This is a genomic window from Paraburkholderia phymatum (genome assembly GCF_040965635.1).
Classification (GTDB): Bacteria; Pseudomonadota; Gammaproteobacteria; order Burkholderiales; family Burkholderiaceae; genus Paraburkholderia; species Paraburkholderia phymatum_B.
Genome location: NZ_JBFRCH010000009.1, coordinates 184,083 through 206,692 on the forward strand (window position 1 = coordinate 184,083; position 22,610 = coordinate 206,692).

General features: G+C 58.9%; 20 protein-coding genes. 4 read left to right on the top strand and 16 right to left on the bottom strand.

Going from position 1 to position 22,610, the window contains the following annotated elements:
- Nucleotides 1-277 precede the first annotated feature (277 nt).
- From AB4Y32_RS18785 to AB4Y32_RS18840, 12 genes are all read right to left on the bottom strand, one after another.
- The gene (locus AB4Y32_RS18785; RefSeq protein ID WP_368722772.1) at nucleotides 278-1,414 is read right to left on the bottom strand and encodes a branched-chain amino acid ABC transporter substrate-binding protein; all 1,137 of its coding nucleotides are present in this window, start codon (nucleotides 1,412-1,414) and stop codon (nucleotides 278-280) included.
- A 543-nt stretch (nucleotides 1,415-1,957) separates the two neighbouring features.
- On the bottom strand, nucleotides 1,958-2,860 hold the full coding sequence (locus tag AB4Y32_RS18790; RefSeq protein ID WP_368722773.1) for a DMT family transporter: 903 nt from the start codon (nucleotides 2,858-2,860) through the stop codon (nucleotides 1,958-1,960).
- 153 nt (nucleotides 2,861-3,013) lie between these two features.
- On the bottom strand, nucleotides 3,014-4,270 hold the full coding sequence (locus AB4Y32_RS18795) for an aromatic ring-hydroxylating oxygenase subunit alpha (RefSeq protein ID WP_368722774.1): 1,257 nt from the start codon (nucleotides 4,268-4,270) through the stop codon (nucleotides 3,014-3,016).
- Nucleotides 4,271-4,571: 301 nt separating this feature from the next.
- The gene (locus tag AB4Y32_RS18800; RefSeq protein ID WP_368722775.1) at nucleotides 4,572-5,489 is read right to left on the bottom strand and encodes a LysR substrate-binding domain-containing protein; all 918 of its coding nucleotides are present in this window, start codon (nucleotides 5,487-5,489) and stop codon (nucleotides 4,572-4,574) included.
- A 129-nt stretch (nucleotides 5,490-5,618) separates the two neighbouring features.
- Nucleotides 5,619-6,620: a glycine betaine ABC transporter substrate-binding protein gene (locus AB4Y32_RS18805; protein WP_368722776.1), complete on the bottom strand. Its 1,002-nt coding sequence runs from the start codon at nucleotides 6,618-6,620 to the stop codon at nucleotides 5,619-5,621.
- Nucleotides 6,621-6,885: 265 nt separating this feature from the next.
- On the bottom strand, nucleotides 6,886-8,133 hold the full coding sequence (gene glyA / locus AB4Y32_RS18810; RefSeq protein WP_368722777.1) for a serine hydroxymethyltransferase: 1,248 nt from the start codon (nucleotides 8,131-8,133) through the stop codon (nucleotides 6,886-6,888).
- A gap of 27 nt (nucleotides 8,134-8,160) precedes the next feature.
- The gene (locus AB4Y32_RS18815) at nucleotides 8,161-9,276 is read right to left on the bottom strand and encodes a glycine betaine/L-proline ABC transporter ATP-binding protein (RefSeq protein WP_368722778.1); all 1,116 of its coding nucleotides are present in this window, start codon (nucleotides 9,274-9,276) and stop codon (nucleotides 8,161-8,163) included.
- Nucleotides 9,269-10,156 carry an ABC transporter permease gene (locus tag AB4Y32_RS18820; RefSeq protein ID WP_368722779.1) on the bottom strand — a complete coding sequence of 296 codons (888 nt, stop codon included), beginning with the start codon at nucleotides 10,154-10,156 and terminating at the stop codon, nucleotides 9,269-9,271. Before AB4Y32_RS18820 ends, AB4Y32_RS18815 begins: the two co-directional genes overlap by 8 nt.
- Nucleotides 10,157-10,215: 59 nt before the next feature.
- Nucleotides 10,216-11,541 (bottom strand): NAD(P)/FAD-dependent oxidoreductase, encoded by a 1,326-nt coding sequence (locus AB4Y32_RS18825; protein ID WP_368722780.1) that lies wholly within the window; start codon nucleotides 11,539-11,541, stop codon nucleotides 10,216-10,218.
- 18 nt (nucleotides 11,542-11,559) lie between these two features.
- Entirely contained in the window at nucleotides 11,560-12,483 is a 924-nt protein-coding gene (locus tag AB4Y32_RS18830) for a dihydrodipicolinate synthase family protein (RefSeq protein WP_368722781.1), read from the bottom strand.
- Nucleotides 12,458-13,957 carry an aldehyde dehydrogenase gene (locus AB4Y32_RS18835; protein ID WP_368722782.1) on the bottom strand — a complete coding sequence of 500 codons (1,500 nt, stop codon included), beginning with the start codon at nucleotides 13,955-13,957 and terminating at the stop codon, nucleotides 12,458-12,460. Before AB4Y32_RS18835 ends, AB4Y32_RS18830 begins: the two co-directional genes overlap by 26 nt.
- Nucleotides 13,958-14,016: 59 nt before the next feature.
- On the bottom strand, nucleotides 14,017-14,742 hold the full coding sequence (locus tag AB4Y32_RS18840; protein WP_368722783.1) for a GntR family transcriptional regulator: 726 nt from the start codon (nucleotides 14,740-14,742) through the stop codon (nucleotides 14,017-14,019).
- A 696-nt stretch (nucleotides 14,743-15,438) separates the two neighbouring features.
- Between AB4Y32_RS18840 and AB4Y32_RS18845 the strand changes: the two genes are divergently transcribed.
- The 3 genes from AB4Y32_RS18845 to fdhA all read left to right on the top strand — a co-directional run bounded on the left by AB4Y32_RS18845 (nucleotide 15,439) and on the right by fdhA (nucleotide 19,190).
- Entirely contained in the window at nucleotides 15,439-16,569 is a 1,131-nt protein-coding gene (locus AB4Y32_RS18845) for a 2Fe-2S iron-sulfur cluster-binding protein (protein ID WP_368722784.1), read from the top strand.
- 131 nt (nucleotides 16,570-16,700) lie between these two features.
- The gene (locus AB4Y32_RS18850; RefSeq protein WP_368722785.1) at nucleotides 16,701-17,930 is read left to right on the top strand and encodes a M24 family metallopeptidase; all 1,230 of its coding nucleotides are present in this window, start codon (nucleotides 16,701-16,703) and stop codon (nucleotides 17,928-17,930) included.
- A 57-nt stretch (nucleotides 17,931-17,987) separates the two neighbouring features.
- Complete coding sequence (gene fdhA, locus AB4Y32_RS18855; RefSeq protein ID WP_368722786.1) at nucleotides 17,988-19,190, top strand: formaldehyde dehydrogenase, glutathione-independent; 1,203 nt, start codon at nucleotides 17,988-17,990, stop codon at nucleotides 19,188-19,190.
- Nucleotides 19,191-19,367: 177 nt separating this feature from the next.
- Here fdhA and AB4Y32_RS18860 read toward each other — a convergent pair whose 3' ends face one another.
- The 4 genes from AB4Y32_RS18860 to AB4Y32_RS18875 all read right to left on the bottom strand — a co-directional run bounded on the left by AB4Y32_RS18860 (nucleotide 19,368) and on the right by AB4Y32_RS18875 (nucleotide 22,011).
- Nucleotides 19,368-20,399: an alpha/beta fold hydrolase gene (locus AB4Y32_RS18860; protein WP_368722787.1), complete on the bottom strand. Its 1,032-nt coding sequence runs from the start codon at nucleotides 20,397-20,399 to the stop codon at nucleotides 19,368-19,370.
- 49 nt (nucleotides 20,400-20,448) lie between these two features.
- Entirely contained in the window at nucleotides 20,449-20,757 is a 309-nt protein-coding gene (locus AB4Y32_RS18865) for a DUF4148 domain-containing protein (protein WP_368722788.1), read from the bottom strand.
- A gap of 345 nt (nucleotides 20,758-21,102) precedes the next feature.
- Nucleotides 21,103-21,438, bottom strand: a complete 336-nt coding sequence (locus AB4Y32_RS18870; protein WP_368722789.1) for a cytochrome c — start codon at nucleotides 21,436-21,438, stop codon at nucleotides 21,103-21,105.
- Nucleotides 21,439-21,579: 141 nt separating this feature from the next.
- The gene (locus tag AB4Y32_RS18875) at nucleotides 21,580-22,011 is read right to left on the bottom strand and encodes a hypothetical protein (protein WP_368722790.1); all 432 of its coding nucleotides are present in this window, start codon (nucleotides 22,009-22,011) and stop codon (nucleotides 21,580-21,582) included.
- Nucleotides 22,012-22,181: 170 nt separating this feature from the next.
- Here AB4Y32_RS18875 and AB4Y32_RS18880 point away from each other — a divergent pair, with 170 nt between their 5' ends.
- The gene (locus AB4Y32_RS18880) at nucleotides 22,182-22,556 is read left to right on the top strand and encodes a VOC family protein (RefSeq protein ID WP_368722791.1); all 375 of its coding nucleotides are present in this window, start codon (nucleotides 22,182-22,184) and stop codon (nucleotides 22,554-22,556) included.
- Nucleotides 22,557-22,610 lie beyond the last annotated feature (54 nt).

Below are 22,610 nucleotides of genomic sequence, written 5' to 3' on the forward strand. Positions count from 1 at the left end.
CCCTCTTCCCGATCTAGCGTTAGCGCTTCCAGACGCACATGCAAAGCCCATGATCAACATAGCCGAGTTGAAGCGGGGAAAACGATACTCCAGGCACTGCTTGTCCTATGTATAAGCGTTCCTGATGAGCTTGTACGCGGATCGACGTTCAGGAGAAAGCCGGTCCGCAGTCAGGTCGCCGCGCCCGGACTTCATCGCAATCGCTATCCGATACCGTTTCTGCGACCGAGCGTTCGAAGTCCACCAGTTCATTCAATCCGACAAACGGCGACGTCCCTCACTTCTCCGCACCGATGGTCGTCACCGGTTGCCATTTCATCGACTTGACCTGATAAAGCGTCGATGTCGGATTGTTCAGATCGCCGTATTTATCGAACGAGATACGTCCAGTGATGCCGTTGTATTGAATCGTGCGGAGCGTTTGCATAAACACAGCAGGCTTCACGGAATTCGCCTGTTTCATGGCGGTGATGGCGAGCCACGCACAGTCGTAAGCGAACGGCGCATAGGTCAGCGTATCCGCGCCGAAGCGCTTCTTGAACTTGTCCGCAAACGCACGGCCTTCGGGCAATGAATCGACGGGCCGGCCGTATTCCCAGGCCATCGCCCCTTCGGCCGCGTTTCCCGCCGAACCGATGAAGACGCTGTCAGCAATGCCGCCGCTGCCGACGAACTGCGCGCGCAAGCCAAGCTGCTTCATGCGCTTGACGATCAGGCCCGCCTGGCCATCGAGCCCGCCAAAGTACAGAAGGTCGGCGTTGGCCGCCTTTATATTCGTCAGTTGCGCATTGAACTCGACGGCTTTGTCGTTGGTATATTCCTCGGACACGATCTGGCCACCGGCCGCTCGCACGGCCTTCTTGAATTCTTCGACCGCTCCCTGTCCGAAGGCGGTCCGGTCGTCCATCACCGCGATCCGCTTCGCTTTCGTGACCTTCACCGCATACGTGCCCGCGTTGCCGGAGTTCTGTGTGTCGGTCGCAATGATGCGGAACACGTTGTTCAAGCCCTGGCGCGTGATCGCCGGATTCGTCGCCGCCGGATCGATCAACGGAATGCCCGCGCGCGCGAAAATCGGCGAGGAAGGAAGCGCCACACCCGAGTTGTAATAGCCGACCACGGCCACGACGCCATCGTCGACCAGCTTCTGCGCGACCTGAACGCCAATGCGCGGATCGCCCTGATCATCGACGGATGCGAGTTCAAACTGTACCGGCTGTCCGCCGATGTTGTTGTGTTGCGCGTTCGCCTCTTCAACTGCCAGACGCACGCCGTTTTCGATGTCCTTGCCATTGGACGCGCCCAGGCCAGTGAGCGGCGCCGACACGCCGATTCGAACGGTTTGCTGTGCGCCGGCGATGAGCGGGGTAATACATAACGCGGACGCCGCGATGAGGGAAAGGAGTGTTTTCATGACAGTGAGTCGATCAGAGGAATGTCACCACGTTCGAGCCGGCATCGCAAATCATCAGATCGGGCATTTCTGAACATTCGTTCACAAGGCTCGCGATTCGGCCCACTGTTCCGCACAAAAATGTCTCGGAAGTCATTTTCCGTCGAATCTCGCTCTTTTGTTCTACGGGCAAATACTTACCCGTCGGGCTTGGAGTCTTGTGCACGCCTTGCCGCGTCAAGCACCGAAGGCGATACCTGCAGAGAATGGGCAACGGTCACTGCTCGAACGACATGCCACTGGAACTGATGTTTGCCTTATGTTGTCGCGGTGTCCAACGCGCAACCGCGAGAACCCGCGTCAGTTCGAGGACGACGGCCGAAGCGTCGGCGGCGTGGTAGTAACACAGGCGTGGGATGCAATGACACGGCGATGGCGTCGATCAGCGTCGGATCTGTCGACGTCGACGAACTTCCCCCGCTGTCACTCGGTCGAGTATTGCCCGAACGGATTCGAAGATCGGCCGAACTGCATCGCAGCGGAGGCGCCTATTTCGACCAGGCCTCAGCTACTGGACGCAGGGAGACACACTGTCCGCTGTTGCTCAATCTGAACCAAGGCAATGCTGGCAAAAACCAGCGCGATGGCGACCAGTTCCAGCAGCCCAAATCGCTCGCCGAGAGCCCAGCCTATCAACAGGGCTACGGCAGGAGCAAGGTAGTTAGCACTTGACGATGCGACGGCACCTAGCTCATCGAGCAGGTAGTAGTAGATAAGGAAGGCCACACCAGTTCCCAGAAAACCAAGGCCCACGATTACACCGGCAGTCGCGCGCCAGTCCAGGAGCAATCGGTCCATCCCTGTAAAATCCGTGCAGAACGACAGAATGAGCAGCGCCAACCCCATTTGCCATGTGGTCAAGGCGAGGGGCGGCAAGTTGGCGGGAGACAAGAAAACGCGAACGTAGATGTATGAAAGTCCCAAGACGCACGCGCTCGCCAGCAACCACAGAACTCCTATAGCGCTAATCGCGCCGCTTCCGCTCTCCCATGGACGAGCGATAAGGACAATGCCCAAAAAGCCAAGCATGACAGCCGCAGCCATAATCAAGGTTAGCTTTTCGGTCCGCAAAAGGAGTAGGGAAAAGATCGCAGTAAAAAGTGCAATCGAGCCGCCAAGAACGCCTGCAATGCCCAACGGAACCATTGCGGTCCCTTTGATGATAGCGACAAAGTAAAAGGCCGTTGCGCCAGCCGCCATAATCAGAAAATGAGGCAGCAGGCGCAGTTGGTCGCGCGTGATTGCGCGTTGATGCCAGGCTGCAAGCGCCAACGGGAGGAAGCCGAAAAGGACGCGCAAGAAGGCCACCTGAATCGGGCTGATGAGTTCCGTGGCCCATTTCATGTAAACGAGATTCATGCCCCCGAGGAGGCCCAGGAGAACGAAAGCAACCGTTGAAAGTCTCATGGCTCTTCTAGTCGTAAAGAGACAACAAAGGACGGAGCAAGCCCGTCCTTCGTGAAGCACATGCTTTCGCACGTGGGCAAGTACCTGTGCGCTGAGGGATCGTACGACAAGCGGACACAGGAAGTGTCCGCTTGTTCAAGCGCGTCTGGCGAGTTAGATTCCGTGTGCTTTCAGACGCCCGGCATACCAATCTACAAACTGGTCGACATAGTTTTCGGTAGACGGCGAGTACGGGCCGGGAATGTATCCCGGGTCCTTCGCACCACGGTGATTGATGGCGACGAGACTTGCATCCTGGGCGTTCGTGGCGACCCATACCTCGGTCAGTTTCGTGAGGTCATAGTCCACGCCTTCCACCGCGTCGGCGTGGACCAGCCACTTCGTTCGAACAAGTGTCTTTTCCGGAGTGAGCGGGATGATGTAGGAAATCATCGCGTGGTCACTCATCACATGCGTCCACGAGTTGTGCGTCCACATATGTGTGTCACCAAGGTCACGGCGACTGAGATCACCCAGCAGTTTCCGCGACGCGACCTTGGTGTCTATCGTCTGCGACTCCCCATGGCCCGCAATGACCAGTCGCTGGGTGCGGAAATGCGTGGCGACGTCTCCGCTGAGTTCTTCGACCGCTGTGCAAAGCAATCCCTCGCTTTCCCAATCTTTCTGGCTGTCAGCAGTGAGCTTGTTATATTCGTCGAAGGCTTTCAGCGACACCTCATCCATCCCGTCCGAACTCGAACTGGTGGACTCGGGAATAAACGACATTTTCAGCTCCGGGTGCCCCGCTTCGCAGTGGTAGCACTCACGGTTGTTCTCCATCACGAGCTTCCAGTTGCCGTCTTCGATAATCTCCGACTCGAACGCAATCTTCGTATTCTGCAATTCGTAAGGGGCAAAGCGCGGAGTCATCGTTTCTTCGAGCTTCGCAATGTCGGCCGGCGGCTCTTCTGCGAAACACACGAACACATGCGTACCGACAACCTTGAGATGCACTGGCCGCAGACTGCGACAGGTGGCATCGAAGTCCTTCCCCATGTGCTTGGTGTGCCGCAAGCTGCCGTCAAGGTCGTACGTCCACTGGTGATACGGGCATACGAGCACGCCGACCGTCGACTTTCCGGCTTCTTTCAGGCGCGCGCCACGATGGCGGCACACATTGCGATATGCGCGAACGTTCTCGTCGTCATCGCGCACGATGATGACGGACGCCTTGCCGATATCGACCACGGAAACATCACCTGGCTCCGGAACGTCCGCCGTCACACCGACCATAATCCAGTGCTTGTGGAAAAAAATGTCGACGTCGGTTTCAAATACATCCTGTCGGCTAAAAACCTCTCCGGGCAATCCGCACCCAGGCTCGCGGCTTCGAACGAGTTCACCAAGGGGCTTCAACACGAACTCAGACATCGTCTTTCTCCAACGTTTAGGGATATCGGGACTTCGGATGTTCCCGCGTTACCCCTGAGTATTGGATTACCTAAAAACGGCGTCAATGCGCTTTATTTTCGCGGAAGTATTACTTTAAATTATAGGTCGGGCATGTCCAGCAAACGCCGGCCGGCCGGGGCCAAGGGCGCGTTCGAACGCGGCGAGGGGATATCAAGCCGTACTAGGAATGGGAGCGTCCGAACGCGGCGCAAAGCTTGTCGCGCAGCGCCTCCGCCGAGACGTTCAAGCGCGGTGCACCGACCGTCCGGAAAATAGCTTCTCAGGAGATCCCGACTGCGTTTCTCAACGTTTCGATCAGCGCTTGAATCGTCGGGGACATGGCCTTGCCGTGTGGCACGACCAGATAGTAGGCGTCGTTCAGCGTAATGGAAGCGCTCGTCAGACGCACGAGTTCGCCTGACGCGAGGTGTTCGTGCAGCAGACTACCAAAGCCAAGCGCAACCCCCTGTCCAAGCCGGGCCGCCTGAACTGCATCCGTATAAAGACAGGTACGCACACCGTATTTGAGTTTCGTTGGACACGCGCCCACGGCCCGGAACCATTCCTCCCAGGTCAGCCATCCTTCGGACGTCGGGTCATATGCGATGAGCGTCATGTTCGCGAGTTCTTCCAGGGACGCGGGGGCACCGAACTCGTCTTTCCAGGCTGGCGAGCATACCGGAAACACCTGCTCGCCGAAAAGAAGGTGTGATGTGCCATCGCTCCACCGCCCGTTGCCCCAACGGACCGCCGCATCGACTTCGTTGTGGCGAAGGTCCGCCGTGAACATGGTCGTGGTAAGGCGAATGCGCAGGGTCGGCTGAAGACGCTTGAGCCTCGCGAGGCTGGACATCAAGCGGAAATGCGAGAACGCTGCGGTCGTTGCAAGTACAAGTTCCTCGTCTTCGATACCGGTCGACAGGCGATCAAAAACACCCGCGATTTTTCCCATCGCCTCGGCAACGACCGCATACAGGGCCTCGCCTTCGCTTGTAAGTGTGGTGGTGCGATGCAACCGGTCGAGCAGGCGGACGCCAAGCATTTCCTCCAGGAGCCTCACTTGCCGGCTAACCGCTGCCTGGGTAACGCCAAGCTCGGCAGCAGCGAGCGTGAAGCTTCGCAGTCTCGCTACCGCCTCGAACTCGACCAGCGCCGTTAGCGATGGAATGAGTCGTCGATAACCCTTTGCGCTGTCCATGACTGCTTTCATCGTGAGCTTATCAAGGGAATAGTTCTTCTTGATATGGCTTCGGTGGGACGGCAATCGCCGCCCACCGGAGGCTCGCTTCCCAAACTAATCCAGCGAGCAAACCGTCTTGCTTTGACTTTACAGCGACGCCTTGATTTTTTCGGCTGCGGCCGGCGTCACCCACTTCGTCCAGATTTCAGGCTTTTCCTTAAGGAAGTGCTTTGCAGCGTCTTCACCTGTTGCCTGGTTGTCGGTCATCCAGGCCATCACCTGCTGAACGTCAGCCGTGGTGAACGTACGTGTGTTCAGATACTTCAAAACGTCCGGGCTTGCCTTGTCGGCGAACGGCTTTGAGACCAGCGTGAACAGTCGGCTACCCGGCCATCCTGTCGGCTTCGGGTCGGGGCAGCTGGCGACCGTCGTGCACCGTTTCCACTCTGCCTGGTCGATAGGAACCCCCTCACTCAGCTTGACCATCTTGTACTTGCCAAGCAGTGAAGTCGGAGCCCAGTAAACGCCGAGCCAGCCCTGTTTGCGCTCATACGCTTTTACCAGAGAACCGTCCAGGCCTGCCGCAGAACCCGTATCGACGAGCCGGAATCCTTTCTGCTCAGCACCGAACGCCTTGTACAGCTGCGCGGTGTTGACGGTCACGCCCCACCCCTGAGGACCGTTATAAATCGCGCCTTTGCCGGGATCTTCCGGGTCCGGGAAAAGTTCCGGGTGCTTCAGGGCATCAGGAATCGTTTTGATCTCGGGATGAGCATCGGCGACGTATTTCGGAATGTACCAGCCATAGACCGCGCCTTCCTGGATGACGTGGCCCGCCAGGATGATCTTCTTCGAATCGATGCCCTGCTTGGCGACGGCGGGCAACAGATCGATTGCACCTTCAGGCACGATATCAGGCTTCCCCTTGTCCACCATGGACGTAATCGTCGGAACCGTGTCTCCGACAACGCTATTCACCGAGCAGCCATAGCCGTCCTGAAGAATGACCTTGTCGACGGCGGCTTCGAGTTCGGCGCTCTGCCAGTTCATGCTCGCGATCGTCACGTTCCCACAACCAGCGGCGTTGGCTTGCGAGCTGGAGCAGATAATCCCAACCGCGACAAGCACCCCTAGAAATTTCAGTTTCATTGCGGTTCCCAAAAAGTTGCCGGAGCTTCCCCGGTATACGTTGGTCCATGCGCTATTCGGATTTCCGTTTGAATCGGAAAACTAACTAACACATTACGATAGTCACCTACGATTTCTTCGATCACCTGCCTCACAACAACCGCGAGTCGCTCATCGGAAGCGACCTTCCAACATCAGTGACCGCATCGGCGGCCATAAATCCGGCTATCCTCAGCGGCATCCGCCATGCGTTTACTTTTCGACTACCCCATATGGCTACGCGGCACTAGAGATACACAGGAAAACGCTTCGTCAGGTCTGCAACCTGAGCGCGCACGCGTTCAATCGTGCCAACGTCCTCCGGACTCTCGAGAACGTCGGCGATCAGATTTCCAACCAGTTCAGCCTCCTTCGTGCCGAAGCCACGCGTCGTCATCGCTGGCGAGCCGAGACGCACACCGCTCGTGACGAATGGCTTCTCCGGGTCATTCGGAATCGCGTTCTTGTTGACCGTGATGTGCGCAGCGCCGAGTGCCGCTTCCGCCGCCTTTCCCGTAATCTTCTTCGCGCGCAAGTCCACAAGCATCACGTGGCTTTCAGTGCGACCGGAAACGATGCGCAAGCCGCGCTTGACGAGCGTCTCGGCCAGTACGCGCGCGTTGTCGACGACAGCCTGCTGATATGTCTTGAACTCAGGCGATAGTGCTTCCTTGAACGCAACTGCCTTCGCCGCGATGACGTGCATCAGCGGACCACCCTGAATGCCGGGAAAGATCGCGGAATTGATCTGCTTCTCGTACTCGGCCTTCATCAGGATGACGCCACCACGCGGGCCGCGCAGGCTCTTGTGCGTGGTCGTTGTCACGAAGTCCGCGTACGGCACGGGATTCGGATATAGGCCTGCGGCGATGAGACCGGCGTAGTGCGCCATGTCGACCATGAGATACGCGCCCACGCTCTTCGCAATCTTCGACAGGCGCTCGAAGTCGATGCGCAGCGCGAACGCCGACGCACCGGCGATGATGAGTTTCGGCTTGTGCTCCCTGGCGAGCGCCTCGGTCTTTTCATAGTCGATGTCTTCGGCCTCGTTCAGTCCGTAGCTCACGACGTTGAACCACTTACCGGACATGTTGACGGGCGAGCCGTGCGTCAGGTGGCCACCTTCAGCGAGGCTCATGCCCATGATGGTGTCACCCGGTTTGAGCATTGCGAAAAACACGCCCTGGTTGGCCTGCGAACCAGAGTTCGGCTGTACGTTCGCGGCTTCGGCGCCGAATAACTGCTTCACGCGGTCGATGGCGAGCTGCTCGACGATATCGACGTACTCGCAGCCACCGTAGTAGCGCTTGCCCGGGTAGCCTTCGGCATATTTGTTGGTCAACTGCGAACCCTGCGCCGCCATGACAGCCGGCGAGGTGTAGTTTTCCGACGCTATCAGTTCGATGTGACCTTCCTGGCGACGGTTTTCCTGGTTGATCGCCTTGAGCAATTCAGCGTCGACAGCTTCAAGAGTGTGTTCGGCTCGGTTAAACATATCGGCTCATTGATTGGGGGATGGAATTCACGCGCGGGAAACAGCAACCGTGGCATCCGTGCGAACGCGGTCTTCGGCAGGCATTCGAACCGCGTCGCAACCATCTTCCGAAGTAATCAGGGCACAGGCCAACTGATGAAGATTCACGGTGCCGAGCGGATGATTTTCCGCACCAACAACAGTCAGTTGCTCGATTGCAGGGTTGCGCGTGAGCATCGAAATCGCTTCCTCGATCGTTGTGCCCGCCGTAACGTGGTTTCCAACCGATGCAACTCCCCCGCGCAACGCTGACATGACAGACTCGACACAGACAACCCGCCCGCGATTCACCTGCTTCACGAAATTCGTCACGTACTCGTCGGCCGGGCGCAGGACGATGTCCTGTTTCGTGCCTTGCTGAACGATGCAGCCGTCTCGCAGAATGGCAATCTGGTCGCCAAGGCGGAGAGCCTCGTCCAGGTCGTGCGTGATGAACACTATCGTCTTCTTGATTTCCTTCTGGAGGTCCAGCAGCACGGTCTGCATGTCCATGCGGATGAGCGGGTCGAGCGCCGAGTAAGCTTCATCCATAAGGAGAACGGGCGCATCCATGGCAAGTGCTCGCGCGAGACCGACACGTTGCTGCATGCCGCCCGACAGCTGGTTTGGAAAGCGCTGCTCGAAGCCCTTGAGACCGACACGGTCAATCCAGCGCATTGCCGTCTCAACCGATGCGCCGCGCTTCACGCCGCAGATTTCGAGGCCGTAGACGACGTTGTCGAGGACATTCCGATGGGGAAGCAGCGCAAACTTCTGAAACACCATCGCTGTTTGGCGCCGACGGAATTCGCGCAAGTCGCGAAACCCCATTTTGCAAACATCCACTCCACCAATCAGGACTTCTCCGGCGGTCGGGTCGATAAGCCGATTGATGTGCCGGATGAGCGTCGACTTGCCCGAACCTGAGAGGCCCATGATGACCTGAATGGAACCAGCCGGGATATCCAGATTGATGTCTCTAAGGCCCAGTACGTGACCCGTCTCTTTCAGCAAATCAGCCTTGGACAGACCGTTCTTGACAGCTTCAACGTGGGATGCGGCCTTGGGTCCGAAAATCTTGTACAGATGCTGGATTCGGATGCCGCCGGATTTGATGTCAGCCATGGACCACCTCCTGATGCTTTTGGAGCCGCTTGCCATATGCCTGACTGACGCGGTCGAAGATAACCGCGATACCCACGATAGCAAGACCGTTGAAGATGCCGAGCGTGAAGTACTGGTTCGCGATAGCTTTCAGGACAGGTTGTCCGAGACCCTGAACGCCAATCATCGCAGCGACGACCACCATCGCCAGAGCCATCATGATGGTTTGATTGACCCCTGCCATGATGGTCGGAAGCGCCAGTGGCAACTGGACCTTGATGAGTCGCTGCCAACCGGAAGAGCCGAATGCATCGGCGGCCTCGAGGATGTCGCGGTCGACCAGCCGGATGCCGAGATTGGTCAATCGAATCATCGGCGGAATCGCGTAGATGACTACAGCGATAAGGCCAGGCACACGTCCGATACCGAGCAGCATCACGACAGGAATCAGATAGACGAAACTCGGCATGGTTTGCATCACATCGAGGATGGGGTCCACCCACTTGCGGACCCGGTCTGACTTCGCCATCAGAATCCCGATTGGCAAGCCAATGACAATCGACAGGAACGTGCACACGAAAATCATGGACACAGTGCGCATCGTGTCTTGCCACATGTCGAGGTAGCCAATGAGGGCAAGCGTCACGAAGCAACCGAGGACCACCTTCCAGTTCCTGCTGGCGCCCCACGCGATGACCAGCACGAGCAGCATGATGACGGGCCACGGAGTCTGGGTCATGAAACGCTCGGCCGCCATCAGGAATTCCTGTAGCGGGTGGAAGAAGTTGTCGATGGGGTCGCCGTATGCCGCCGTAAATGCGCGAAAGCCGTCATCGATTGAACGCTTCATGTGCAGAAGCGCTTCGTCCTGCATATGTGGGAATCTGTTTATCCAGTCCATCTTTTCCTCCATCATTCAGTCGCTCACCAGCGCTTCATGTCTTGCGACGTAAAGTGTGATTACTCCAGGCCGGCGGACCATTCCTTCATGCTGAGATTTGCCGTTGCGCCTATCGTCAGAAAAGGCTGGGGCGGCAGTCGCTTCGGTGCCTCGAAGCCTCTGAACACCTGAACCAGCCACGAGTCCTGCCCCAATGCGGCTTCGGCGGCGGCTATCCCCGATGCGGTCGCCTTCGTGGCGCCGACTCCATTGCAGGCGATTGCCGCGAAGACGCCGGGCTCTATCTCCCCGAACGCTGGAACGCCGTTCCATGTGAGTGCCATGGCACCCGCCCATCGGTACTCCATCGGCATCCCTTTCAACATGGGGAACCGTGCCTCGAACTTACGGTCATGAACCCGGCCAGCCCGGGCAATCGCGCCTTTGCTCACCTGCATGCGAGGGTTATAGGTGTACCGTGAGCGAATCAGGATTCGGTCTCCCTTGTCGCCTTGAACCCGACGGACCGTGGTGCCCATCGGGAACGCAGGTGTCGCCGCCCATGAGCGTTGCCCGCCGAGCCGCTTCGGATCGAACGCCTCCGTCATCGAGGCGTAGGTATAGACGTGCAGAAGCTGCCCACGGAAGAGACCGAAGCTTTGCGCCTGTCCGTTATTCGCGAGGATGATTTTTCCTGCGTTCACGACACCTTTCGGCGTCTTGACTTGCCACGCGGTGCCCTGTCGCTCGAACGACAAGGCAGGCGTGTTCTCGTAAAGCTTCACAGGGTGCCGGAAAGAATCGGCCAGGCCCCTGATATAGGCTGCGGGCTGGATAATGACGGTGCCCGGCGTGAAGATCGCCGAAGTGAATGAGCTGGTTCCCGTCACAGCGGCAATCCCGTTCGCATCGAGAAGCGTGTACGGTTCGTTCACCTTGTCCAGCTGCTTCGCGTAGGACACGACATGCTTGTCGCCCTGCGGCCCCAGCGCGACGTTGTACTTGCCGCAAGGGTCGAAGACATCCTTGCCCCAGCCCTTTTCATTGGCCAACTCCTGCGCGAGGGCAATCGCGATGCGATGAACCTTGATATCGTGTTGCCGCTCATTGCTCTCAGCCCCCCCGTAGTCTTCTGAGGAAACCTCGTGCGGCAGGTCAATAATGAAGCCCGAGTTGCGCCCCGTAGCGCCTTCCGCAATTTCTCCCGCCTCCAGGATGACGACCGTCAGGCCAGGGTCGAGTTGTGAAAGACGCCTTGCCGCTGACAGCCCCGCGAAGCCGCCACCGATTACCGCGATATCGGCATTCACCGTGCCATTGAGCGATGAGCGCGGCGTCCTCGGAGGAAGCATGGATACCCAGCCTGATTGGCCGAGGTGTTGCGGAAGTTTGCTCGCTACGAACATGATAGTTAGCCCAAGTCCTTAAACGGCGAGCTTTTCGCGCTCAACCAGGCCACCGAGCGCGCCGCGCAACGCGTCGGCCTTATTTGCCGAAAGACGGGAAAGAGGTCGACGCGGATTTCCCGCGCCATAACCGGTCATCTCCGCAGCGGCATAGACGGACTGGACATAGTCACCCTCCCAGATCAGCGACATGGCGGGCTCGAGCAGTCGCCAGATTTCTCTGGCGTCGTCCCACCGATGCTCCTGTGCCGCCGTAACGAACTCAACGCATGTCTTCGGTGCGAAGTTTGCTCCGCCCCAGATGAGACCACGCACGCCCGCATACAGCGCATAAGGCATGAGCGGGTCTGCACCGTTCATCATCGGAAGCCCCGTGCGGACAAGCGCGGCCTGCTTGGCCAGATCACCGCTGCTGTCCTTCACGGCGAGGAACTCGGGAATCTCACATAGGCGAAGCAAAAGCGATGGCGTGATTTCGACGCCGACAGCTTGCGGCACGTTGTAGCCGATGATGGGCAGACGGGCGCGCGCGACAGCAGCATAGAACTCGAAGACACCATCGTCGTCCGTCGGTCCTTCGAAGAAAGGCGGAAGTACCATGACACCGTCCGCGCCGCAGTCAGCCGCATGACGGGTGCGCTCCACGACGTCCTCGACGAGCAGTGCGGACGTCTGGGCGATGATGCGTGCTCGCCCGTTGATGACCTTCGCGCCAAACGCCACGAGCGCCTTCGACTCCTCCTGCGAAAGGTAGACGTGCATGCCCGTTCCCGAGCTCAGCACGAAGCCGCGAATGCCTGCAGCGAGGTACCGCTCGATCAGCTGTTCCAGTTGACCGTGGTCTGGCTTTCCGTTCACGTTGAAAGGAGTACTAATGGCCAGGTTGATGCCAGTAAATAAAAAATCTTTCATGTCGTTACTCTTCGCCCATTTCGTTTTCATTCAGATCAAGCCAGATGGTCTTGAGCTGCGTGTACTGGTCGTGCGCGTGCAGGGAGTTATCGCGACCGCCGAAACCCGACTGCTTGAAGCCACCGAACGGAGTGGTAATGTCACCTTCGCCAAACGAATTCACCGTTACGGTGCCCGCCCGAATCGCGCGTGCGGCGCGCAGTGCTCGCTTTCCATTGCCAGCGAACACCGAAGCCGCAAGGCCGTAGTCGGTATCGTTCGCGATGTCGATCGCTTCCTGCAAGCTGTCTACCGTGATGACCGACAGAATCGGACCAAAGATTTCTTCGCGCGCGTGCTTCACGTCGTTGCTCTCGACGTCGACAATGGTCGGATGAACGTAGCGGCCGTCGCTCGTCTGGCCGCCATAGAGCACGTTGATATCCTCCGACAGATATGACTGCACCTTCTCGTAATGCTGCGGGGAAACCAGCGGCCCAATCCGGTTTGCTGGATCAAGCGGATCACCGACGCGCCATTCATCGGCGAGCTTCATGATTTTGTCGAGCAGCGGCGCCTTGATGTCGCGATGAACGATGAGCCTCGAAATAGCCGAGCAGTTCTCGCCCATGTTCCAGAGGGCGCCATTGACAATGTGGCCCGCCACTGCATCGAGGTCGGTCGTGTCGGCCATTACGATGCAGGGATTTTTTCCACCCATTTCGAGCACAATCTCTTTGAGATTGCTTTCGGCCGAATAGGAAAGGAATCGCCGTCCGGTATCGGTCGAACCGGTGAAGGACACCATATCGATGTCGCGATGACGGCCGATGGGTTCGCCGACGGCTGGACCGGTACCTGTCACGACGTTGAAGACGCCAGGGGGAATGCCTGCCTCGAGCGCGAGCTCAGCGACCCGCATGGTCGTGAGCGACGTTTCTTCAGCGGGCTTCACCACGAGCGAGCAGCCTGCGGCAAGAGACGGCCCGATTTTCCATGCGAGCATCAGCAGCGGGAAATTCCACGGCAATACCAGGCCGACGACGCCGACTGGCTCGCGCACGATCATCGAGATGTGGCTATCCGATGCCGGAGAAACCTGGTCGTAGATCTTGTCGATTGCCTCGGCATGCCAGCGCAGCACGTTGACCGTTTCCGGCACATCGACCGTCTGACAATCTAAGATGGTCTTGCCGGCATCGAGACTTTCCATGACCGAGAGTTCAAGAGCGTTCTTCTCGATGAGGTCGGCCAGCCGGAGAATCGCCTGCTTGCGAGAAGCGGGATGCAGCCTGGACCAGCGTCCGTCGACGAATGCTGCACGGGCACTAGCCACGGCCGCGTCCACGTCTTCCTTCGAACACGCCGGCACGTCAGCGAGACGCTCGCCCGTGGCCGGATTGAAGGTCGAGAACGTCTCGCCCGACGCCGCACCGCAAGCCTTGCCGTCGATGATGACCTGGCTCGGCAGCTTCAGCTCACGGGCGATTTGTTGATATTCGCTCCTGGACAGCAAATCAGTCATATCAGTCTCTTGATACGGGTTTTCATGAGGAACCGAACAAACCACTCGGTTCGCGGATGCTAGAAATTCATCGGCACATCAACACCGTCCGGTGCCACGTACGACGCCATGTTTCGCCGCGCCAGGTACACATGGGCGCGCACGATTTCGCCGGCCGCGTCTGCATCGCGACGCTGAATGGCATCGATGATTGCCTCGTGCTGCTGTATCGCTTCCGCGAGTTCCGCATCCATTCGCTCATCGCGCGGCTGGTAGAAAGTCTTGCCGAGCCGTGCATGGTCAATCAGCAGGCGGCACAAACTTGGCAACAGATACGGGTTGTGAGCCATCTTGCCGATTGCAAGGTGGAACTCGTCGTTCTGCAGAACTCGCTCATCCACGCCGCCGCCTTCGACCGCCGCGCGGAACCGCTCCTGGATTCGCTTCAGGCCGTCGATTTCGGCCTGCGTCGCGTGCACTGCTGCCAGCTTGGTCGTCGCAACGTAAATCAGCGGTGCCGCCAGAAAATAGTTTCGCAGCGAGTCATAGTTCATTGACGCAACGCGTGCTGCGCGATTCGCTTCGAGTTCGATATAGCCCTCGGCTGCCATCTGCCGCATCAGCTCGCGCACGGGTGGGCGCGAAAGGCCGAACTCCTCGGCGAGGGCCACCTCGTCCAAGGACGCGCCCGGTGCCATCTCCATGCTGAGGATGCGGTGCCGGAGAGCCTGTCCCAAAGCTGCCTTGCGGTCCAGGGAAGAGGCCTGTCCATCCTCACGGTCGATTTCAACGACGTTCGCTTTCATGTGCACTCCTGTTGCATTTATCTTGTGTCTACAAATTGTATTGGTCAAGACGACAATGCGTCTAATAAGGGAAGACACTGAGAAGAAATCCTCGGAGTCAGCGATAACTTGCTGCCACCAGCGCTACGTGACTGCGCGTGGGGCGGTAGCCTTGTCCTCTTATTTCTGCGTTACATGAAATATCTTTTCCTCGTTGTCGGGCTGAAAAGGAGCCAATAGTGCAAGCGGCTGCTGTCTGGTTCGGAATCGTCGTTTGCCGGATTCAGCATGTGGCTCGCCACTAAAGTCTCGAAGAAACTTCAAGCGCGCAGTTGGAAGGTCTCCAAAAAAGAATGCAGAGAAAGCGGCCCCTGAACGGTTGAGTACTTCTCGAAGGCAAAGGACCTCGGTAAATTGAATCCGCCAGGTACAGATGCTGTCGACCCGTTCTTGTTCGCACCGGCGGAGCCCGTGGGCGACGCATAACTTAATGTAATAGCGCCGCGAAAATAAAGCGCATTGACGCTCACCTACCGCACACCAATACTCAAGGCACAGCGAAGGCAGTCCAAACGAAGAGAGGCAATATCAGAAGGTTCGAGCCTGGCAGTGCTGAATGGCACCTCCCCTTCGCAATTTTCGACAACGCACGTTGAGCAGTTCATGCGCTGGTAGGCAGCCGGTGAGCGCGCAAGGTGTCCCAACAGATTTGATGCTATGAACTCGGTAGAGAGAATGTTCGCCCCTGCACCGGAAGCCGAAGATAGATTGTCCAATGCCAACACATGGGAAAGTGGCGGAAAGCTTTGGGCGAGCAGCGAGCAGCAGACTCTGACATGTTGTCGTGTGGTTGACGAAACTCACGACGTCAAAAGCTTTGAATTCCGAGTGGGCGATGGATCACCCGTGCGTTTCGAACCGGGTCAATTCATGACGGTATCGGCGAACGTGCAAGGCCAATCGGTCGAGCGCTGCTACACGATTTCTTCTCCGCCTACGCGCCCCTTTCTGTTGTCCATCACTGTGAAGCGGGTGCCGGGCGGCATCATGTCGAACTGGCTTCACGACAACATGAAGCCCGGAAGCGAGTTGCGCGCGTACGGTCCATCGGGCAGCTTCACCCCGACATCCGCTCCCGCCGCGAAGTCGTTATATCTGTCCGCCGGCTCGGGGGTTACGCCGCTGATGTCGATGACGCGCGCGAGCATCGACCTTGGGCTCGACCGGGACATCGTGTTCGTCCATAGCGCGAGAACACCCGCAGATATCGTTTTCCGCAAGGAACTGCAAAGGCTCGCCGAGCTGTCTCCCCGGCTTCGAACATTCTTTCTGTGTGAAGGTATCGGCGATGAAGAGGGTTGGTCGGGACCTACAGGCCGACTCAGCCTGCAACTTCTTTCCGAATGGGTGCCCGACTATGCCGAGCGCGAAGTGTTCACCTGCGGCCCGGCCGGCTATATGACCGCAGTACGGGCGTTGCTCCACCAAGGTGGGCACGACCCGGCGCGCTACCACCAGGAAAGCTTCGATTTCGCCGCTGCTGTCGTGCCGGAAGCCTCTTCACCGGAGAATGAAGCCGCTCAAGCATCCTTCACCGTGAAGCTTTCGCGCTCTTCAAAGACATTCACGATGAGCGCCTCGGAGACGGTACTCTCCGCCGCACGAAAGGCCGGCGTTGCAATCCCGTCGTCTTGCAGCCAGGGGATATGCGGCACATGCAAGACCAAAGTGCTCGAAGGCACAGTCGACATGAATCACAAAGGCGGGATTCGCGACAGAGAGGTTCAAAAGGGCTTCCGGCTCCTTTGCTGTAGCCATCCGACATCTGATCTGGTGCTGGAGCTTTGACTGTCACCAGCATCTCTTTTGGCAATTGAAAGCGGCACCGGGTGCTGCGCGGCGCACCAGGCGCAGACCGGCTGGGCCGCTCGTTACTTCGTGCAACCTCACACTCACAATAATGTCAGGAGCAGCAAAGAATGACGGATGACCAGCTCTTCGATGCAGGGACCGCCGTTGAATCCGGCGGAAAGGAAAGCGTACTCCGCGATGTTCGAGCATATCGGCTAGCTCGTGTGCAGGAGCAGTTACGCAAGCACAAATGTCCCGCAATTCTGCTCTACGACCCGGTGAACATTCGATACGCCACCGACACATCGAACATGCAAGTCTGGGCGGGCCGCAATCCCGCACGATACGTGATGGTCTTCGCCGACGGTCGCGTCATCGCATGGGAATTTCACAGCAGCGAGCACGTATGGGACGGACTGGACCTGAACGTCGAGTTGCGCGGCGCCCTTAGCTGGACGTTCTTCAACGCAGGCCATGAAGCCGAGCGCCGCGCCGAAACGTGGGGCGCCGAGATAGTCGACGTATTCCGGAAACACGCCCCAGGCGACAGTCTGTTGGCAGTGGACCGGCTCGACCCGTTCGGCACGGCGTATCTGGAAAAGCACGGAATTACGCTGCTGGACGGGCAGGCCCTGATGGAGACCGCTCGCTTGATCAAGTCACCCGGCGAGCTGGTTCTAATGGGCGAATCTTTGCGCACGGCCGAAAAGGGAATAGAGCGCATGCGACGCGAGCTTCGTCCGGGAATCACCGAGAACGAAATCTGGGCAAACCTCCACTACGAAAACATCCGAAACGGCGGCGAGTGGATTGAAACGAGACTGCTCGCCTCAGGGGACCGAACCAATCCCTGGATGCACGAATGCTCCAGCCGGGTGTTGCAAGCCGGCGAACTCCTGGCGTTCGATACGGATATGGTTGGGCCGAACGGTTACTGCTCGGATATTTCGCGCACCTGGCTGATAGGTGACGGTCGCCCAACGGACGAGCAGCGCAAGCTGTACGAGCTTGCCTACACGCAGGTCCACTTCAATATGGACGTTCTGCGACCGGGCATGACCTTCCGTGAGTTCTCGGAAAAGGCATGGAAGATTCCGGACCAGTTCATCAAAAACAGATATTGCTGTCTTGCCCACGGCATCGGGATGGTCGACGAATATCCCTCGATTGCGCATCAGGTCGATTGGGAGAGCGCGGGTTACGACGGCCTGTTCGAGGTGGGCATGACCGTATGCGTCGAAAGCTACATCGGCGCGGAAGGCGGTACTCAGGGCGTGAAGCTCGAGCAGCAGGTGGTGCTCACGGAGAACGGTTGCGTCTCTCTTACCGATTGCAGCTTCGAGACCGACTGGCTGTGACGTTCCTCGAGTAGGACCGCAGTCGCATTCCATCTACACATGACATCAGGAGACAGCATGTCAGGCAATCGTGGCGTCGTTTATATTGGCCCCGGGAAGGTCGAGGTGCAGAGCATCGCCTTTCCGGAACTCGTTGACCCGGCCGGCAGGAAAGCCAACCATGGCGTCATCCTTCGTGTTGTCGCAACGAACATCTGCGGCTCGGACCAACATATGGTTCGTGGAAGGACAACGGCCCCGGCAGGGCTTGTCCTCGGTCACGAGATAACGGGCGAAGTGATTGAAGTCGGCACCGACGTCACGACATTGAAGAAGGGTGATTTGGTCTCGGTCCCGTTCAACGTGGCATGCGGCCGCTGCCCGATGTGCAAGTCGCAGAACACCGGCGTCTGCCTCAACGTCAATCCGGCGCGCGCCGGAGGCGCGTACGGCTACGTCGACATGGGCGGCTGGATTGGCGGTCAGGCGGAATACGTCATGGTGCCGTACGCCGACTTCAATCTGCTCAAGTTCCCGGACCGCGACCGCGCCATGGCCAAGATTCGCGACCTCACGTGCCTGTCCGACATTCTGCCGACCGGCTATCACGGTGCCGTGACTGCTGGAGTAGGACCTGGCTCGACTGTCTACGTGGCTGGCGCAGGCCCTGTTGGTTTGGCTGCTGCAGCGTCCGCGCGACTCCTTGGCGCGGCCGTCACCATTATCGGCGACGTCAATCCCGTACGGCTCGAACACGCTCGACGAGTCGGGTTCGAAACCGTCGACCTTTCGGAAGATGCCTCGCTCGCCGAACAGATTGCCAGTCTGCTTGGCGAAGCAGAAGTAGACTGCGCGATCGACTGCGTTGGATTCGAGGCACGTGGGCATGGTCACTCCGGATCGCAGGTCGAGGCACCTGCCACTGTCCTGAACTCGCTGATGGAAATCACACGCGCTGCGGGCAGGATTGGCATCCCGGGCCTCTATGTGACCGACGACCCCGGCGCCGCCGATTCCGCCGCGAAGCACGGTAGCCTCTCGGTGCGTTTCGGCCTTGGCTGGGCGAAGTCGCACTCTTTCTTCACCGGCCAGACCCCGGTGATGAAGTACAACAAGAATCTGATGCAGGCGATTCTTTGGGACAGATTGAACATCGCTGAGGTCGTCAACGTGACCGTCATCGAACTCGACCAGGCACCCAGCGGCTACGCGGAGTTCGATTCGGGTGTTCCAAAGAAATTCGTCATCGACCCGCACGGCAGTCTGAAAGCTGCAGCCTGATTCAGTTTGCCGTAACGATGGGAACGGCTGTGTGTATGTCTCCGATGTGAGCGCTTTACGGCCGGTCGCAAGACCGGCCTCCTTTTTGAGGGCACGTAATTCCTCGACCTTTTTATTTTTTTGACTTTATCGTTGGCGACCATCGCCGCATCCGATAGCTCCTCTTCTCCCGCACGCTCAGAACCGCGCGACGTCGATGACGGCGTCGGCAAATGCCTTCGGCGCCTCTTGCGGCAGGTTGTGCCCAATGCCGCCGCCGATATTCCGGTGCGCGTATTTGCCGGTGAACTTTTTCGCGTAGGCTGCGGGTTCCGGATGCGGCGCGCCGTTCGCGTCGCATTCCATCGTGATCGTCGGCACCGAAATGGTCGGCGCCGCCGCAAGGCGCTTTTCCAGTTCGTCGTATTGCGGCTCGCCACGCGACAGCGCGAGACGCCAACGGTAGTTGTCGATCACCACGGCAACGTGATCCGGATTGTCGAACGATTGAGCCGAGCGCTCGTAGGTCGCATCGTCGAAATTCCATTTCGGCGACGCCGTGCGCCAGATCAGCTTGTTGAAGTCGCGGCGGTTGGCGTCGTAGCCCGCATAACCGCGCTCGGTGGCGAAATAGAACTGATACCACCACGCCAGTTCGGCCTTCGGCGGCAACGGCGCGCGATTCGCCTGCTGGCTGCCGATCAGATAGCCGCTCACCGATACCATCGCCTTGACCCGTTGCGGCCACAGCGCGGCAATGATGTTCACGGTGCGCGCGCCCCAGTCGAAGCCGCCGAGAATCGCCCTGTCGATCTTCAACGCATCCATCAACGCGACAATGTCGGCGGCGAGCACCGATTGCTGGCCGTTGCGCGGCGTATCCGCCGACAGGAAGCGTGTGCTGCCGTAGCCTCGAACATACGGCACGATCACGCGATAACCTGCTGCCGCGAGCAGCGGAGCCACCTCGGCATAGCTGTGGATGTCATACGGCCAGCCGTGCACCAGGACCACGGGCGGTCCGTTTCGCGGCCCAACCTCCGCATAGCCGATGTTCAGCGTGCCCGCGTCGATCTGCTTGATGGTGTCGAACGAAGCGGCGCGCGACACCGACGTCGTACTGTTCGACTGCGCATGCGCAATCCCGCTCAGGCCCAGTTCCATCAGGCTGATGCCCGCGAGCGTGGTCCCGAGGAGACGCCGGCGCCGGGTGTCGATCTCGTCCGACATGATTGTTTTCCTTGTCTACGAGTGCTTTGAATCGATCCTGCGCTGGCCGTTACGGCTTCGTGTAGGTCGCGTCGAGTCCGACCACGTCGACAGCCGCCACACGAGAGCCCGATGCCGAGCTGCCGGCCGCCGACGGACCATACGATGACGCCGCATCGAGGCGCGCTTCGGCTGCTTCGATGTTTGCGGGGTACTGCGATTCATCGCCGGCGGGGTGATAGCCTGCCTTTTGCAGTTCAACGAGCTGCGCGCGAACTTCGGCGCGAGTGAGCGGCTGGTTCGACTGTGCGAACGACAGCGCCGGAACAGCAAACACAGCGGCGCCAGCAACAGCGATGAGCGATCGAATGATTTTCATGATGTCCACCTCGATAGAATGTCTGCTCACGCAAACGCCCGTTTGCGTTTTCGGGTTGCGCAGCCAGTGCGGCCGGCATGGAGGTATTGGACATCGCCGAGGTATCTGGCATGTGTCCACGACAGCCGCCATTGCATCTCTGTGTATCAAGCGACGGCGCAGATACGTTGAGACACAAACCCGGCCCTTTCGCCGCTATTCGTCGAGTGGCGCTTCAACGCTTTGCAGGGGATATCGGAGTAGTAGATTTCCGAAGGCGGCGCCGTAGCGCGGCCCGCGAGCAGGAAGTCCTGGCGGTCGTAACGCGGTTCTGCCGGATGCGATCGTCAATAGCCGATCCTCTGGCTAACGCTGCGGAGGCCGCGGGTCGGCGGGAATCGTGCCGTCGGCACGGCCGAGAAAGTACCGGTAAATATCGTCAATGTGCGCGGCGATCGAGGGGTTGCCGCGATATGCGGGCATTCCGCGGGACGGCTCACCGTCAAGAACCATCCGGACAAACCTCTCGCGGTTCTGTGTGCGCGCATACTCGACAATCGAGGGCGCCGCCAGCCCGTCATAGTCCTTGCCGTGGCAGCGGGCGCAATCGACGGCGCGCAACGTACGCCAGGCGCTGACGATGGCATCGTCGGTCAGTCGGGAAGCTGTACGCCCGGTGTCCGCGTTGGCCTGGGCCGGCATTGCAAACGTAATCGCGACTACGGCTACAACCGCGCAGCACCTTGGCAAGATCGCCGACAACGCCGACCTTTTTCGACTGTGCTGCGCAGCGAGCCGGTGCATGTCATCGCTGGCGCGCGTATGTTCGGGGTGCGCGCGCATTCAATGGAAAGTCGTCGTAGACGACTGCAGCTTCGTCAACACGCCGCTTTTGAGCCGGAACCAGCCCTGCGAGCTTTGCATCACCACTTCATCGCCTTGCCAGAACACGCGCTTGACCGTCATGCGCTTACCCGCGCGCTGCACGAGCGGCGGATGGTGGCGAAAGTCGTACAGCACGGGGCCGGAATCGGTCTGCACAAGCATGCGCGTGACGGTGTGATCTGCGTTGCCGATGTCATCAAAATGCGTGAGCGTGTTGGCGTCGAAGCGATCGAAAATTTCCTTGTCGAGCATCCCGACAAAATCGCGGTCGACGCGCACGAATTGCAATTCGCCCGAGGGAGTGACGAGCGGGCCGGGCGATTTGCTTTGCGCACGAGCGCAAGTCACGAAACAGGTGGCTGCGAGCACAGCGAAGAACAGTCGTCTCATGTTTTCCTTTAGATGCAGCCGGAAAGTGGGCGATGGAAACAGCCAGACCATGTGCTGCGACTTTGGGCTACTTCTGCCCCATTGCATATCGCAGTCCAACTTGTCCCGCAGGTTCTGCGGGATACTTTACGTCAGGCCTCGCGCGGGGCTCACACACTTCAGGGGAAGTCATGTTTGACCACGTCAAATTCGGAGTCAGCGACTATGCAGCGAGCAAGGCGTTCTTCCTCAAGGCACTCGAGCCACTCGGCGTAGCGGTTGTCTCGGAGGGGCCGCCGACGTACGGTGTCGAGCTTAGCCCAAAAGGCAAGGCTTCATTGTGCCTGTACCAGACCGACGAGAAGCCGGCGCATCTTCACCTGGCGTTCACGGCCGGAAATCGCCAGCAGGTCGATGCTTTCTATCGCGCGGCTCTGGAGGCGGGCGGCAAAGACAATGGTGCGCCTGGTCTGCGCCCGCACTACCACGCGAACTATTACGCAGCTTTCGTCACCGGTCCGGACGGGCACAACATCGAAGTGGTTTGCCACGAGCCCGAGGCCTAACCCTTCCGTCGACGGCGCGTTCACGAGCGGGCGTCGCACACTTGCGGCCGCCCT